11 protein-coding genes and 2 pseudogenes are annotated in these 17,141 nt (G+C 45.4%); 10 read left to right on the top strand and 3 right to left on the bottom strand.

Translation table 11 applies throughout. From position 1 onward, the window contains the following. Positions 1–268 precede the first annotated feature (268 nt). Together FM037_RS05305 and FM037_RS05310 are read left to right on the top strand one after the other, a co-directional pair. Positions 269–834, top strand: a pseudogene (locus FM037_RS05305) (N-acetyltransferase family protein). A gap of 25 nt (positions 835–859) precedes the next feature. Next, a complete protein-coding gene (locus FM037_RS05310; protein WP_144045141.1) occupies positions 860–1,372 on the top strand; it encodes a hypothetical protein in 513 nt (170 codons plus the stop codon). Between the two features lie 53 nt (positions 1,373–1,425). Here FM037_RS05310 and FM037_RS05315 read toward each other — a convergent pair whose 3' ends face one another. Together FM037_RS05315 and metK are read right to left on the bottom strand one after the other, a co-directional pair. After that, positions 1,426–2,463 carry a glucosaminidase domain-containing protein gene (locus FM037_RS05315; protein WP_144045142.1) on the bottom strand — a complete coding sequence of 346 codons (1,038 nt, stop codon included), beginning with the start codon at positions 2,461–2,463 and terminating at the stop codon, positions 1,426–1,428. Between the two features lie 239 nt (positions 2,464–2,702). Further along, positions 2,703–3,854, bottom strand: a complete 1,152-nt coding sequence (gene metK, locus FM037_RS05320; protein WP_144045143.1) for a methionine adenosyltransferase — start codon at positions 3,852–3,854, stop codon at positions 2,703–2,705. A gap of 441 nt (positions 3,855–4,295) precedes the next feature. Between metK and tkt the strand changes: the two genes are divergently transcribed. From tkt to FM037_RS05360, 8 genes and pseudogenes are all read left to right on the top strand, one after another. After that, positions 4,296–6,290 (top strand): transketolase, encoded by a 1,995-nt coding sequence (tkt, locus tag FM037_RS05325; protein WP_144045144.1) that lies wholly within the window; start codon positions 4,296–4,298, stop codon positions 6,288–6,290. Positions 6,291–6,628: 338 nt separating this feature from the next. After that, positions 6,629–7,651: an erythrose-4-phosphate dehydrogenase gene (gene epd, locus FM037_RS05330; RefSeq protein ID WP_144045145.1), complete on the top strand. Its 1,023-nt coding sequence runs from the start codon at positions 6,629–6,631 to the stop codon at positions 7,649–7,651. Between the two features lie 737 nt (positions 7,652–8,388). Further along, positions 8,389–9,563: pseudogene (locus FM037_RS05335) on the top strand (phosphoglycerate kinase). Between the two features lie 231 nt (positions 9,564–9,794). Beyond that, entirely contained in the window at positions 9,795–10,859 is a 1,065-nt protein-coding gene (fba, locus tag FM037_RS05340) for a class II fructose-bisphosphate aldolase (RefSeq protein ID WP_144045146.1), read from the top strand. A 203-nt stretch (positions 10,860–11,062) separates the two neighbouring features. Next, on the top strand, positions 11,063–11,803 hold the full coding sequence (locus FM037_RS05345) for a DUF481 domain-containing protein (protein WP_144045147.1): 741 nt from the start codon (positions 11,063–11,065) through the stop codon (positions 11,801–11,803). Positions 11,804–12,177: 374 nt separating this feature from the next. After that, entirely contained in the window at positions 12,178–12,915 is a 738-nt protein-coding gene (locus FM037_RS05350) for a winged helix-turn-helix domain-containing protein (protein WP_144045148.1), read from the top strand. Then, a complete protein-coding gene (locus FM037_RS05355; RefSeq protein ID WP_144045149.1) occupies positions 12,908–13,087 on the top strand; it encodes a hypothetical protein in 180 nt (59 codons plus the stop codon). Before FM037_RS05350 ends, FM037_RS05355 begins: the two co-directional genes overlap by 8 nt. A gap of 385 nt (positions 13,088–13,472) precedes the next feature. Next, positions 13,473–14,858, top strand: a complete 1,386-nt coding sequence (locus FM037_RS05360; protein WP_144045150.1) for a hypothetical protein — start codon at positions 13,473–13,475, stop codon at positions 14,856–14,858. 64 nt (positions 14,859–14,922) lie between these two features. On the opposite strand, the gene FM037_RS05365 is transcribed toward FM037_RS05360, so the two are convergent. Beyond that, the gene (locus FM037_RS05365) at positions 14,923–17,133 is read right to left on the bottom strand and encodes a PAS domain-containing protein (RefSeq protein WP_144045151.1); all 2,211 of its coding nucleotides are present in this window, start codon (positions 17,131–17,133) and stop codon (positions 14,923–14,925) included. Positions 17,134–17,141 lie beyond the last annotated feature (8 nt).

Genomic DNA, 17,141 nt, shown 5'->3' on the forward strand with positions numbered 1-17,141 from the left:
AAAGAAAAGGGCAAAGCCCTTTATGCTACGTTGAATGTTCTCGATATACGACTGCATGGATGCAGGAGGTAGAGCAACGCAGGAGCTTGTTGCCGAGAATAACTATTAGCTTCAAACATTCGCAAGCCGCATGGATGTGGTGAATGTCTATATTGCAGGAGCAAATATAGCCCTTGCCTACAGTGCTTTGAACTCCCGCTGAATGATCAGATACTTACTCGGAATGGTATAATTGTTTACTCATAATTAAAAGGTCAATACCTGCACCATGAACATCAGACTAGCCCGTATGGGTGATCTCAAGCAGTTGGTAGAGCTCGAACGAATACATCTTAATGACGAGCTCAGTGACGGAGCACAAGCTTACGCATTAGATGGGCAAGCTTTTGGGGAAGCTGAATTGAGACAGCTGATTGACTCCCATTGGATCTGTGTTGCTGAGCGAAAACTCGAAGATTTCGATGGGGGAATGGTGAAATAGTGGGCTACGTGATTGCGGGGACTTGGTCTTTTTTTGAATCTTGGCCTGTGTACCGACATATTCTTAAGAGAATAAAGGAATTCAGCCTTGGCGGGATCAAGTTAACTAAGAGTAATTCATGCCAATATGGTCCTATCTGGATTAAGAAGGATTATCGTGGCCAAGGTATTTTTGAAGCTCTGGTCAGTGAGATAAAAACTCAGGTGCAAGTTAAATTCCCATTTATGCTTACCTTTATCGCCGAAGATAATATGGCTTCATTTTCGGCACACACAAATAAAGCATCGATGCAGGTGTTGGATTTTTTTACCTTCGATGACAGAGACTATTATTTACTGGCCTTGTCTACTTGAATTAACCTCCACAGGTAATGTCATTATGAATTCCGGATCAGATAAACACATATTACAGCAAGTTCAACGTTTACTCGCGCCCTATGCCAGAGAGTCGCTGTCGGCTTTCGATAATATGAAGTTAGTCATTGCTGTTATTTCTGCAGATGTGGAGAAGAGAGCAGATGATTCAATTAAACTTGAGTCTGGCATTGCCTATGAAGTGACTCTACATAGGGATAACCACGCGGATATTGAAGGGGATAAGAGCGAGTTCAGTGAGCAATTTTACTGTGTGAAATGGCAAAGGATTTGGATCAATTGTGGTCTCATCAATGATTACAGCGCGTCGATTCAGCTGCTAACTCATGATGGTAAGGTACAGCACATTAAGGAGCCTGGTCCATCAGATGGCAAAGGTGAGCATGCCATTACTACAGGTACACTCGATATCATGCATATAGAGACGTCTTCATTGAGGCAAGTGAATGTACCTGTATTATCGCTACAACAAGTTGAATTCATGTGTATGGAGTATGCGCATTTTGACCATTGCTAGATTTAAGCGCTAACTCGAACCTGAAAGTTAGCGCTTAAATTTATAGAACCGAACTAGTCTTGATTCTTACCGATTAAATGCAGCGGGGCCTTGCTACTGAGATAAGCTTGATCCACCTGATCTAACTTATTAAAACGTATCATCTCACGAATGCCATCTATGTATGCCTGACCACGTTCCGAGTACTTATCTAACGTACCGGCGAGCTCCGGTCCTGTAATTGCTTGTTCACTCTTTCTTAGCTCGGCACGAAGATGGCGTAGTTTCAGGTAGGCATTATTGGTATTTAGGTTAAACATGTAACCTTCTACCGATGCTAACGGGCTATCGAATCTTGCCAATCCATAGTTACCTAACTCTTTACGCTGTTGCTTGGGGATCATGCCGTTGCCACTAAAATCCCACTGACCGAAGAATGCATTGCCCTCTAAAGTGAATCTTGAGGTGGCCCAGCCACTCTCTTCGGCAGCTTGAGCTAGCACTAAGGAAGGTGGCAATATATCGACCTGATTTAATAAATTCATGCGCAGCTCCTCGGTAAGTGGAAGCTTACTATCCGTTATCGCTCGGTATTTTAACGCTATGCGCTTTAGCTCCGGGGCATCAAGCCCGGCTCGTTCAATTATCTGACGCTCTAGCAATATCTTCTCGTTAGACACAAGAATTAGGGGGGCCATCAGTCGGAAAAAAACCATTTTCTTTTGTTGAACGGGGATTTCGTTAGATGTCTTATGCCAGTTATCGCTGACACCTTCGAAGGTGAGACGCGGTACTTCGCGATTACCGTCGAGCCAGCTTTGGGTGTTGTAGTCCAATGAATCAAATAGGGCGATAAGATCGTCTAGTGAGTCCAGTACTACATCTTTAGCCAAGCTGGTGGGGATATTGTCGCTCAGTTGTGGATGATTGCTTTTCAGTTGTGCCACATCTGGTGATGCAGTTTGCTCACCGCTTTCATCTGTTGCCTCTAGCTTTAGCTTATCTGTATCTTTCAGATTGGTGGGTCCGCTGGTGAAGTTATCGGCTCCCCAATAGAGTGAAGTGCCTATTAAAAGGGCAAGGAGTACCAATTTTCCTATGTTAGTTCCCATTGTCTCTCCAACCTTAGTCTCTCCCAAAAAGTGTTACCAATAAATACATTGGCGAATATGAGGTGTTAGTTTACCGAGTTCTAGCTTAACTGCAGCTTAATTTATCACTAATTTTGTAGTAAAAAATGAAAATGGTCGGGAGAATTGTCGAGGGGATGAGGTGAGCTATTAAAGGCACAAAAAAAACCGCCACTTGGCGGTTTTTAGGGTTTAACAGTCGTTAGACGGGATAAACCAATTTATAGCTTAGCAGCCGTTTTCAATGCCTCGGCTTTATCGGTACGTTCCCAAGGGAACTCATTACGGCCGAAGTGGCCGTATGCCGCTGTAGCTTGATAGATTGGGCGAGCCAGATCTAGCATCTCAGTCAGGCCATAGGGACGTAGGTCGAAGTGCTCACGTACCAAGGCTATTAGTAGCTCTTCAGATACCTTGCAGGTACCGAAGGTTTCAATGCTGATAGAGGTTGGCTCGGCAACACCAATAGCGTAGGAAACTTGTAGTTCACAGCGATCGGCAAGACCCGCAGCAACTATGTTTTTAGCCACATAACGTGCCGCGTATGCTGCACTGCGATCGACTTTCGAGGGATCTTTACCCGAGAATGCACCACCACCGTGGCGAGCCATGCCGCCGTAAGTGTCGACGATGATCTTACGACCCGTCAGACCGCAATCACCTACTGGACCACCGATAACGAAACGGCCTGTTGGGTTGATGAAGTATTTAGTGTCTTTAGATAACCATTTAGCCGGTAGTACTGGCTTGATGATGGTTTCCATTACACCTTCAATCAGATCAGATTGATTCACGCTGTCGCAATGCTGAGTCGAAAGAACAACTGCGTCAATACCGACAATCTTGTTGTCTTCGTAAGCGAAAGTAACTTGGCTTTTAGCGTCAGGACGTAACCAAGGTAGAGTCTTGTTCTTACGTACTTCTGATTGACGTTTTACCAGAGCGTGAGCATAGGTAATAGGGGCTGGCATGAGTACGTCGGTTTCGTTGTTGGCATAACCAAACATCAAGCCTTGGTCACCGGCACCTTGATCTTTAGGATCGGCACGGTCAACACCTTGGTTAATGTCTGGAGACTGTTTACCAATGACATTTAATATAGCGCAAGAGTCGGCATCGAAGCCCATATCAGAATGTGTGTAACCAATTTCACGTACTGTTTTACGGGTGATCTCTTCGATATCGACCCAAGCAGAAGTCGTGACTTCACCACCGACCATGACCATACCGGTCTTTACATAAGTTTCGCAGGCGACACGAGCCTTAGGGTCTTGCTCTAGGATTGCGTCTAGTACCGCATCAGAAATCTGATCGGCGATTTTATCTGGATGACCTTCTGATACAGACTCAGAAGTAAACAAGTGCTTTGCCATGGTGGGAAATCTCGTCATTGAACAATTTGAATGTGTAGAAGTATCTACATCTAGACGTCTATATTAATTCAAAATGAGTCGGCGATCACCCCCGTTCACTAATTATTAGTACATATTGTGACATTCAATATGTAAATATATTTTGCTGTTGAGTTGTAACCTCTTAGTTATCAGTGTTATAGCTTCACTAGAACTGATGAATTTAATTCAGCTTTAAATGAGGTAAAAGCGGCGTTTGGCGAATCCTATGTTTCGAAGATGGCGGTTCGCCCCTATGACTTACAGGGAAATATTGTGATTCGGTGAATTATCGTTTGCGTCCGTCTGTTATGTGGGCGAAAATATGGCTCCAAAATTTGCAGTAGAACATCGATTTCTAATTTAAGTGCTGATTGATATGGCGCTCGATGATCTAGACCTCAAAACCAAGCAGGAGAGAGCATGTCATCTCGTAAAGAACTCGCAAACGCTATCCGCGCATTAAGTATGGATGCCGTTCAAAAAGCCAATTCTGGTCACCCAGGTGCACCAATGGGGATGGCTGATATCGCTGAAGTGCTTTGGAATGACTTCCTTAAGCACAACCCTAATAACCCTGAGTGGGTTGATCGTGACCGTTTTGTCTTATCAAACGGCCATGGTTCTATGCTTATATACTCTTTGCTTCATCTGACAGGTTATGCACTGCCTATCGAAGAGCTTAAACAGTTCCGTCAGTTGCACTCTAAGACACCGGGTCACCCTGAATATGGTTACACTCCGGGTGTTGAAACGACCACAGGTCCACTGGGCGCTGGTATCAGTAACGCCGTAGGTATGGCAATTGCTGAGAAGACCTTAGCGGCTCAGTTCAACCAACCTGGTCACGACATCGTCGATCACTTCACCTACTGTTTCTTGGGTGACGGTTGTCTGATGGAAGGCATCTCACACGAAGCCTGTTCTTTAGCGGGAACCTTAGGTCTTGGCAAGCTCATCATGTTTTGGGATGACAACGGCATCTCTATCGATGGTCACGTCGAAGGTTGGTTTACCGACGATACGCCAAAGCGTTTCGAGGCTTACGGTTGGCATGTGATTGCCGGCGTTGACGGTCATGATAGCGATGCTATTCGCGCCGCCATCGAAGCTGCTAAGTTAGTTACCGACAAGCCGACTATGATCTGCTGCAAAACGGTTATCGGTTTCGGTTCTCCTAACAAGTCAGGTACGCATAACTGCCACGGCGCACCACTGGGTGATGCCGAGATCGCAGCGACTCGTGAATTCTTGGGTTGGGATCACGGTCCTTTCGAAATCCCTGACAATGTATACGCAGGTTGGGATGCTAAAGATGCTGGCGCGACTAACGAAGCTAGCTGGAATGACAAGTTTGCTGCCTATGAAGCTGCATTCCCTGAACTTGCCGCAGAATATAAGCGCCGCGTGATCACGGGTGACTTACCGGCAGATTTTGAAGAGAAAGCACAAGCTTTCATTCAAGAGTGTCAAGACAAGGCTGAAGGCATTGCCAGCCGTAAGGCATCACAAAATTCTATTGGCACATTCGCTGCTATCTTGCCTGAAATGTTAGGTGGCTCTGCCGACCTTGCAGGTTCTAACCTGACGCTTTGGTCTGGTTCAAAAGGTATTCAAGACGATCCAGCCGGTAACTACATCTATTACGGTGTACGTGAATTCGGTATGAGCGGTATCATGAATGGTGCATCACTTCACGGTGGTTTCATCAACTATGGTGCAACTTTCATGATGTTTATGGAGTACGCACGTAATGCGGTACGTATGTCTGCACTTATGGGTATCCAAAATATCTGGGTTTATACTCACGACTCTATCGGTCAAGGTGAAGACGGTCCGACTCACCAGCCGGTAGAGCAACTTGCTAACTTGCGTATGACTCCAAACATGACTGTTTGGCGTCCATGTGATGCGGCAGAAACTGCGGTTTCGTGGAAGTCTGCTATTCAGCGTCGTGATGCTCCAACATCACTCATCTTCAGTCGTCAGGGTCTTAAGGCTCAGGCTCGTACTGCAGAGCAATTAGCTAACGTCGCTAAAGGTGGCTACACCTTAATCGATTGTGCTGGCACACCTGACCTGATCTTAATTGCTACTGGTTCTGAAGTTCAACTGGCTGTCGATTCAGCTGCTGCACTGACTGAGCAAGGTAACAAGGTCCGTGTGGTTTCTATGCCTTCTACTAACGAGTTCGATAAGCAAGATGCGGCTTACAGAGAATCTGTACTGCCAAAGTCTGTGACTAAGCGTGTAGCTATCGAAGCGGCTCACGTTGATTTCTGGCACAAGTATGTCGGATTCGGCGGCGCTGTTGTGGGCATGACTACCTTCGGTGAGTCGGCTCCGGGTGCTGACTTGTTGAAGCATTTTGGCTTCACCGTTGAAAATGTTGTTGCTACAGTGAACGAGTTAGTTTAATCGGTTCATTTAGCGGTGCATCACCTAGCTTATTTGGCTAGGTGATCTTACTAACGGCTTATCTCATGTGGCTTACTTTAAGCTACAAATAATGGGGTAGGCCGTTGTTACATCTGATAGAGTACGTCTCGCTTGTTGTGGATATTTATCAAAGGTCATTGAATACAGTCAGTGACCTTTGATAAATGCCAGTTTTTAAAATAGTCTTTTTACATATATGTTGAAATAAGCATGTTGAAATAAGCAAATTGAAATTGCTGCTTTAACTTAGCCCCATGGGGTTCTTGTTGAGCTACAGATGTCGATTCCAATATTTTTCTATAGGGTATAAGCGCTTAATGATCAGAGTTGCAATCAATGGTTATGGCCGTATCGGCCGTTCAATTCTCCGTGCCGTTTATGAATCAGGTAAGCGTGATCAGATCCAGATCGTCGCTATCAATGAACTGGCTAAACCTGAAGCAATTCTTCATCTCACCAAGTACGACACGACTCATGGACGTTTTCAGTCTCAAGTAGAACTGAGTACGGATGAAAACTACCTGCATGTGGGTGATGATGTCATCAAGTTACTGCATCAAAGCGATGCCAGCAGACTGCCCTGGGCGGATCTGGATATCGATATCGTCTATGAGGCGACTGGCGTGTTATCCGATAGAACAAGCTGTGAGGCTCACATCCATGCGGGGGCCAAGCAGGTACTCATCAGCCATCCTTCATCGAGTGATGTAGATGCGACTATTGTCTACGGCGTGAATCATGAACTTTTACGGGCTGAGCATACCGTCGTGTCCAATGCATCCTGTACCACAAACTGTATTGTCCCTGTCATCGAGGTGTTAGATAAACACTTTAGTGTGAAAAGCGGCGCAATCACCACCATACACTCGGCGATGAACGATCAACAGGTGATCGATGCCTATCATGATGATCTGCGTCGTACACGAGCCGCGGGTCAATCGATCATTCCTGTGGACACTAAACTGGCTCGAGGCATAGAGCGAATACTCCCCCAAATGAAAGACAAGTTTGAAGCTATCTCGGTGCGAGTGCCAACGATAAATGTTACCGCCATAGACGTGTCGGTAACTTTAGCCTCAAGAGTCGATATTGATCATGTAAATCAGGTGCTTCGTGATTCGGCAACGGGACTCTATAAAGGCATTTTAGGCTATACTAATGAGCCTCTGGTGTCCTGTGACTTCAATCACGATCCAAGATCCAGCATCGTCGATGGCACTCAGACCCGAGTGAGTGCCGGTCATCTGGTTAAGTTACTGCTGTGGTGCGATAACGAGTGGGGTTTTGCCAACCGTATGTTAGATACCAGCTTAGAGATGATTAAGGCGAGAAGAGCGTAAGGGATAAGGCTGAGATGACGCTGCGCTGGTAAGGCTGAGATGATGCTGCGCTGGTAAAGCTGAGATGATGCTGCGCTGGTGGAGCTAAGAAGACGCTTCGCTGGTAAGGCTGAGATGACGCTGCGCTGGTGGAGCTAAGAAGACGCTTCGCTGGTAAGGCTGAGATGACGCTTCGCTGGTAAGGCTGAGATGACGCTGCGCTGGTAAGGCTAAGACGACGCTGCGCTGGTAAGGCTGAGATGACGCTGCGCTGGTGGAGCTAAGAAGACGCTATTGCTGTTCGCTTTTACTAACAGGGCAGAGCCCGTCGAATAGGCGTAGCCGTCCGCGAAGCGATAGGCCGAAGGCCGTCGTCTTTGCTATTCAACCGTTTACGTTTAGTTGTAGGACCGGCTTTAGCCGGGAGATAATGAGCCTATGGTCTTCGGGGCTAAAGGACCCTCCTACAGAAAAGATGACGCTGAGCTGTTCGCTGTTACTAACAGGGCGGAGCCCGTCGAATAGGCGTAGCCGTCCGCGAAGCGATAGGCCGAAGGCCGTCGTCTTTGCTATTCAACCTGCTTAAATGCTGGTAAGGCTGAGCTGTTCGCTGTTACTAACAGGGCGGAGCCCGTCGTCTTGGTTTTTGATTTGAATATTTTTATCTGATGGCCCGGTGTTTTGTCCCGGCGGTCAGAGTGAACCGAATTGATTTACCCATTTTTAATTTTTAATTTTTAACTTTTAAGGAAACGTAAATGACGATTATTAATATGTCAGCGTTAGATCTACAAGGTAAGCGTGTGCTTATCCGTGAAGATCTGAACGTACCTGTGAGTGAAGGCGTTGTCACCAGTGATGCACGTCTTAGGGCTGCATTGCCGACGATTAAGCTTGCTCTGGAAAAAGGGGCTGCCGTGATGGTGATGTCACATCTGGGCCGTCCTACAGAAGGCGAATTCAACGCTGAATTCTCCCTCAAGCCAGTAGTAGATTACTTGATTAAGGCATTAGATTGTCCTGTGCGTCTGGCTAATGATTATCTCGATGGTGTAGAAGCAAACGTCGGCGAAGTGGTTGTATTTGAAAACGTACGCTTCAATGTCGGTGAGAAGAAAAATGATGCAGCCTTAGCGAAGAAGCTTGCGGCTCTTTGTGATGTCTATGTGATGGATGCGTTCGGCACCGCACACAGGGCTCAGGCTTCGACTCATGGTGTGGGTATGCATGCGCCAATAGCTTGCGCCGGTCCACTTCTTGCCAATGAACTCGCCGCTTTAGGTAAGGCATTGGACAATCCTGCTCGTCCTTTCGTGGCGATTGTAGGCGGTTCTAAAGTATCGACTAAGCTTACGGTATTAGAGAGTCTATCTGGCATAGTCGATCAGCTCGTAGTCGGGGGGGGATCGCTAATACCTTTATTGCAGCTGCCGGACATGAAGTGGGTAAGTCTCTGTATGAGGTCAACCTCATCGACGAGGCTAAGCGTCTGGTTGCTAATGCTCAGAGTCGTGGTGGTGATATTCCTGTGCCGACCGATGTGGTTGTTGCCGGCGAATTCAGTCCGACAGCAAGTGCGACGCTCAAAGACGTGAGTGAAGTGACCAAGGACGATATGATCTTCGATATCGGCCCCGACAGCGCGCGAGCCTTAGCAAAAATTATTGAAGGTGCTGGTACCATAGTGTGGAACGGTCCGGTAGGCGTGTTCGAGTTCGATCAATTTGGTGAAGGTACTAAGCGTATCGCCCTGGCAATTGCCGAGTCTAAGGCGTTCTCTATCGCCGGTGGCGGTGATACGTTAGCGGCAGTCGATAAATATGACATTGCCGACAAGATCTCATATATCTCTACCGGTGGCGGTGCTTTCCTCGAGTTTCTCGAAGGAAAAGAACTTCCTGCCGTAGCTATGTTAGAATCTCGCGGAAAATAACAAACATAAACTGATTTAGAGCGAAATAACGCTCTTAAAATTATAATTATCCTCTAAATCAGCGATAAAAAGAAACCGTGCTTTGGTTAAGCCAGATGCTAAGACTTAGGTCTGAGTATTGTGTTTGGCCAAGGCATATAAAAATCAATCCAAACGATAGTGACCTCGGTGACTCTACAATTTGAGTGCTAAAACTTAAGTGCTTGAGTTACCCTATTATTGGAGTAAAAAATGGCTTTAATTTCCCTACGACAAATGCTTGATCATGCTGCAGAACATAATTACGGCGTACCAGCCTTTAACGTAAACAACCTTGAGCAGATGCGTGCCATCATGCAAGCTGCCGAAGCGACAGACAGTCCTGTGATTGTTCAGGCATCGGCTGGCGCACGTAAGTATGCTCGTCCTCAGTTTCTCAAGTATCTGATGGCTGCCGCTCTCGAGCAGTATCCTGATATCCCTGTGTGTATTCACCAAGATCACGGTACAGATCCTGATATCTGTCAGCGTTCTATTCAGCTTGGCATGTCATCTGTGATGATGGATGGCTCCTTGATGGCCGATGGTAAAACACCAGCATCATACGAATATAACGTCGATGTAACACGTAAGACTGTTGCTTTCGCACACGCTTGTGGTGTGTCTGTTGAAGGCGAAATCGGTTGTCTGGGTAGTCTGGAGACAGGTGAAGCCGGTGAAGAAGATGGTATCGGTGCTGCGGGCATATTGACCATGGATCAGATGCTGACCACGCCGGAAGAAGCGGCGCGCTTCGTATCTGACACTCACGTCGATGCCTTAGCGATCGCCATTGGTACTAGCCATGGTGCGTATAAGTTTAGCCGCAAGCCTACCGGTGAAGTACTACGTATCGATCGTATCAAGGAAATTCATGCACGTATCCCTAACACTCACTTAGTGATGCACGGTTCTTCATCTGTGCCTCAGGAGTGGCTGAAGATCATCAACGAGTACGGCGGAGAGATCCCGGAAACTTATGGCGTGCCATTAGCAGAGATCGTCGAAGGTATTAAGCACGGTGTGCGTAAGGTCAATATCGATACCGATCTTCGCTTAGCATCAACCGGTGCTGTACGTAAGTTTCTGGCCGAGAATCCAAGCGAATTCGATCCGCGTAAATTCCTTAAGGCGTCTATGGAAGCCATGGCTGATATCTGTACCACGCGTTATGAAGCATTTGGCGCTGCTGGCATGGGCTCTAAGATTAAGCCTAAGTCGCTGCAAGCCATGTATAAGGCGTATCAATCTGGTGAGTTAGATCCACAGATTAAGTAAAGCTAAATAGAATATTTTAAAAATGCCCGCTACTCGCGGGCATTTTTGTATCTGGGTTTTGTTTATAGACATTTTCAGTCTTTATCCCCTTTTAGGCGCTTCCCCTAATTGCATTAATGTGTATCACAGATTTTCAATTCTGTTTTGTGAGTGTTAATATTGCGCCGATTTTAAGGGATATGATTTTTCGGAGTAGAATAAAAATGAAAAAAATGCTGATAGCGTCTGCTATTTTAATGGCAGCGCCTTTCGCTGCAGAAGCTGGTGCTGATTTTGTCGAAGGCGATAAGACCTTCGGCGGCGACGCTGAGCTAGGTGCGACCTTGACCACAGGTAATACGGAAACGACCTCAATAAAAGGCCGTTTAGATATGAAGCACGAGTTTGGTAACTGGGAAAACCAGTACTTGCTTGAAGCTCTATATAAAGAAGATACGGGTGAAGTCACTGGTAAACGTTATTACGGCCTGATCCAGGGCGATTATCAGTTAACCGACACAAGCTATATATTTGTAAACGGAAACCATGAGATCGATCCTTTCACTGGTTTTGATTCTACTTCGACGGTTTCTTCCGGTTATGGTCATAAGTTTATTGATGATGGTAAGACTCTGTTTAATGTTGAAGTCGGTCCAGGTTATAAGTATAAACGCTTAGACACTGAGAGTGCGGCTGAAGCTGGTTATGACACCGAAGACAGCTGGGTTGCTCACGGGGTGATGAACTTTGAAACTGATATAACCGAGAGTTCTAGGTTTAAGCAGATGTTTGTTGCCGATTATGGTGAAAGTTTCGAAGGCCGCTCTGAAACTTCGATCACAGCCAATATCATAGGTGCTTTAGCCATGAAATTTGCCATTATTGTGCGTTACAACGATTCGCCTCTCGATGATAAAGAGAGTACAGATACAGAAACCAATATGACCTTGCTTTACGCATTCTAGTCGTATTGAAAATAATAAGCGTCATCATGGCGCTTGTTAACTTACTTCCCCTCTTCCACCACACGCCTCTAATACCATTCCATATAACATTCCATATAAGTATCTGGTCAGTTCAGAGACTCTCAGTGTTTTCAATTCAAGGCACATTGACTTAAAAGGAAATGGTTATTCCCTTTTAAGTCAATGTGTATAACTGTTAACTATAAATTTACACTTACGTTAACTTGTATCTATGCTTGTTCACTACTATCAATCACTTGTGTGCTCTCAGTCACGATTCCTTTCATTGGTTATAGATAGGTTATTGAGATCGCTGACGACAGTGATGGGAATAGATACAATGTTTGTCCATAAGATAAATTAGGCCGCTAACTATGCAAATTGGTTGCTGCTGGTTTGATATAAAGCGAACCACACTATCAAATCAGCAAAATGATACCAGCTGGAAAATGCCTTTGGTGGAGTTTGTTGTACTCGAACTCTTAGTACGTTTCAGGGATCAGGTGTTATCCAAAGAGCAGCTGTTGCAACGACTACCAGAAGAGCATAGAACACCGGCTAAGCTACAAGAAGCGATCGATAGACTCAGGTTTTTTCTGGGCAAGCAATCAGCCCAGTTGTTAGAGACTATAGATGATCAAGGTTTCATTCTGCATACTAGAATGAAGGCGTCTATAAATCATACTCTCTCAGGCCCCCTAGCGGGCATGACTAAGCAGAAGTATGGGCTTTTAATCGCACAAATTCTGCTATTGATTATCTTCATGCATTCAATTTTCGAACCTGAAAAATCAATTAAACCATTGAATAAGCATGAAATAACTACCTCGACAGGTATCGTATCTTATTACCCTGTGCCTAATGAAGGGGCAAGCTTTGCTGATATTGAGGATCTATCTAGCTTTTTTATACAGCAGCTTGAGCTTTGCGACACTGTACTATGGGACGATGTTTTTGTTTCATTTACTCATAATGAGACAGTGAGCAGTATAGTGTTAAAGCGGGAAAACGCTGAGGGGACAGAGGTGAGAAACGTTAAAGGTATTTCATCTGGTGCTAGTAAGGATTATATCGACCAGACATGGTTAAAAAGGACTGGTATCTGTGGCTGATTTTTCTTGGAAAAATAAAATCTCTTCCATCATCGATTCGGCAAAACAAGCTTTAGCATATTCAAAAATAGCGAGTTTAAATCTCCACATTATGGATATGGATAGCGCTAAAGGTTATGCTGTCATTCAGTTTAATCTTGGTAATGGTATCTGGATCTGCGATCTTAATTAATCGTGTTAGCACTGAAGCTATTGATAGGTGATACCTTAAGAAAGGCCTTTCACGGTAAAGTTTTCTCTTATTTCTGATATGGTATTAATAAGGTTTTAGACTATACTTACGATCTAATATCCTATTAATTTCTAACTCTTTTATCTAAATCCACCTCTTGTATTTTCTGCATGAGAAAGTGATCAAACTATTACTCTCTGTATGGCCTTTCAGGCGAATATGAGGAGAGATCGTGCTTTGCAGCACACAAACATTGCCATAGTAAATTGTTAACCTTGTCCCCTGAGATAATCGCCTGCTCTTTCTCAAGAACAGTATGATGACGTAGAGGGAACAGGCTAGATCGATAAGGCATTATACTGAATTTAAAGGAAATTGGAGCTAAGTGTCTAAGATTAGAGTCAAGCAGGAAGAGTCACTCTCTATTAAGTTCATCCATCAGATGAAGGTGGGAGATAACCGACGTCTGGATCTCTATTTCTTCTTGCCTAAAGAGATGGGAATAGGTCCTCAGAGCTTAAATGAAGAGGAGTACTATCATTCGGCCATCACGGGGCGTCGCTCATATTATTCCAGCGGTCTTCACCTTCCCTTGGTACAGAGCCGTTTTGCCAGTCAGAAAAAACGTACGGTAGAAGAATTTCGTCTCTACTTGAATTTATTTGCCTATCAATTTTCTGTTGCCATCGAGACGGATAGCAAGGAGCTGGCACAGATTGAAGAGCCTGAAGACTTCTTCAATTCTCTGCAAGGTCTGTGTGACTTAGTGAGTCAACTGCTGAAGAAGTTTCGTCGCAATGAGCCCAGCGATCCTAAATGGAAGTCTTATTTTGAGAACGCCGACAATTACCTTTCCTGGTTCTGTGAACAGCGTCTACTGAAACTGCTATCCAGAGCGCCTAGAAGTAGCGAGTACAGTGAGATTCTAGATTCGGCTATTGCCCTGTGTAGGGCTGAGAACGAACATAGAAAAACTAAGCGGTATAATTCTCAACAGACAAAGGATGATCCTAATCGCATCTCCAATAAGATGTTGCTGCTCAGGCGCCTAATACAACAAGGTGTTGTATTGAAAGAGGAGATGAAAACTTTAGGCACAGGCCTGAAGAAGATGACTACCGGTTTTGCGACGGCCATGGTGATGTTGGTAGTGTCGGCGCTTATTATCAAGGCTCAGGGTGTATTTAGCGGCTTAACCATAGCCTTAGTGTTAACTCTGGCTGTGATCTATGGTTTTCGTGAGATCTTTAAGGAAGATATTCGAAATGCACTCTGGCGCCTGATTCAGAAGGGCAGGCCCAAGTGGAGCAGACTACTCAGAGATACCAACAGCCAAGCCCCGATTGCTAAGCAGCTGGTCTGGTTAGACTTTATGAAAACGATCGAGTTACCGGATACAGTCGCTGAAATTCTTAAACGGCGCCACAGACAAAATAAGCTCGATGCCGAAGTGCTGCATTACGGCATTCATACCCGCGTGACCCAGAAAGAGTTTCTGGCTGGTTATACGTCGATACAGGAGCAGGTAAACTTTAGCTTAGCTCCATTCGCCCGCTATCTGGAGCGGGGCAAGGCGAAGATCTACAAGGAACAGGATGGTAAAATCAGCAATGATTCGGTGGAACGCCGTTACCAGATCAATCTGATCTTAGCGGTGAAAGACGGCAAAGACGCAGTGAAATATGCGCGTTATAAGATCACCATGAATCGCTCGACGATTATCGATATCAGCCAGAGTGAACTGCCCGAAGGCATAGCAGTGATAGGATAAGAGCCTAGATGCTAGAAACTAGAAACTAGAAACTAGAAACTAGACTCTAGGCTCTTTCTCAGCTTTAGCGCGTAAAGGCCTGACAGATATTTTGTTCGCCTATTTGCTTAGCGCGTTTAAGTGCGACCTCGGCATTACTCAAGTACTGTTCGAGATTTTGCTCTGGTTGAAAAGACGCTATGCCCATACAGATACCTTTGCCCAGCCCCATATCATTGAGACTCGCTAAAGACTTGATGGCGAAATAATGTGCCTGGTCTGCATCAGTATCGGGCAAGATGAAGATAAGCTTACCTAGTTGCCAGTGAGACATCTGGTAATTCGATGGCAGCTCTCTGAGGAGAAATATCTCAACTTCTTTCTGCCTGCTCTCAAGCAGCCCTATATCACTCATATGACTCAGCATACTCTCAGAGGTGATGTCCAACAGGAGTAGGCTGGAGCGATCTTTACTCGTGTGCTCTAATGAATCGAAGTAGCTTTCAAGATCTCTATAGTTGACTAAGATAGTTGAGCGATGAGGCACAAGCACACCGGATTCATCATGATTATTCTTGATGATCGCCTGTTCGAAAGTACAGACGATATAATCCAGCTCTCCGGACGCATCGATATGACCCTTAAGTGTGGCTTGTAAGCAGGTATTAGCACTCGATGAGGAACATAATACCTGACCTTTCCAACTCCCCTGAAGTAATATTAGTTGAGAAATTTGTGACCACTTATCACCTAAATCATCGGGTAAGGTGTCAATGATATTGCTACATTCGGTGTTTGACTGCATCTGCTGTTCAAATGCGGGGTTAGCACGAATGATAGTGCCGTCAGCCTGAACCAGGGCCGATGGCACTCCACTATTATTTAAGACTCTACTCAGGTAGGCATCTTGCTGTGCGTGTTTGAGCTCACTGACATCTTCGAAGGTGATGACCAGATAAGCTCTGCGTTCATCTTTAGAGGCCTGGGTTTTTATATGGGCAATTAACTTGGCCTGTGTCTCGGCACCCATATCCAGACTAAGTTCACCTTTCCACTCTTGCTTTTGCTGGATCTCAGTCACGATACGAGAATAGTCATCGTCCTCAAGCTGTAGGATTCTTTGTAGACTGCGATCGAGTAGCTCATCTTTAGGCAAAGATAACTGAGTTGCCGCCAATTCATTCGCCGAAATTATCCGATTGTTATGATTGACTATGATGCACCCCACCTGTCGGTGGAAGAGGCGATTCGATAACTCTATGCTGAACTGTCTTGATCTCTGTTCTAGACGATAAAAGTGACTCAGCAGAATGAGCACAGAGGCCAACAGAGTCAGCATAAAAGCACAGCTCATGAGTATGGTGCGCCACTGGGAAAAATTGGCTGCAATATCATCGTTGCGCACGTAGGATACCAAGAAGTATTCTCTGCGGGTCTCGTATTGGGTCGTCAGCTCGATTTTTAGATAGACGAAGGTGGCATTATCACCATGAAACTGACCGAAATTACTCATGGCCATCTTACGCCATAGCGCCGGATAGCTCTGTTTTATGCTGCCTCCCATAGTATCGGGAACACGTTTCAATGACGGACGGGAATCTGCACCTGCATAGAGCAAGCCTTGAGTATCTAACATCAGTAACGGTGATTGACCGCTGGAATAGGCAGGCTTGATACTCTTAAGCATCTTAGACATAGAGTTATATGTCACTAAATAGCCTCGAACACTCTGATCGGGATTTTCGAGCCAGGCAAGTTGATAGAGGTAAGGCTCTAGCTTGCCATTGACCGGACTAAATTCCAGTGGAGAGGTATAGATCTCGTTGCCACCCATGTTTCTCGAGCCGCCGAGCAGGGAAGGGGGCAGAGGTTCATGGCCGAAATTATCGCTGGTAGCGAATTTGAAGTTACCTTGGGGATCGAACAAGGCGATATCTAACAGTTCGGGAATATTACTGGTGATTACATCCCAGTTTTTCTCCAGCTTGTCTTGCCTGGGAATACTAGGCACATCCAAGTAGCGCTTGAGCAGTTCTGACTTGGCAAACATCTGAGTGCGAAATTGCTGGAAAGAGACCTTATCTGCAATCAAGGTGCCCACAGCCTGGAGTTCACTGTACCTCTGAGTCGCCCAGTCTTCCTGGAGTCTACGTTCGCCTAAGGTGATGATGACGTTACTGAGTAATACCACGCTGATTATCAGAATGAAGATCTGTGTTGCCACCGACAATAGTCTTTGATTCGACCAATGAATATCTTGGGCTGGGATAAGAGGTGATAGTTTTGGCGTCAACATCTAAGGTA

The organism is Shewanella psychropiezotolerans (assembly GCF_007197555.1).
GTDB lineage: Bacteria > Pseudomonadota > Gammaproteobacteria > Enterobacterales > Shewanellaceae > Shewanella > Shewanella psychropiezotolerans.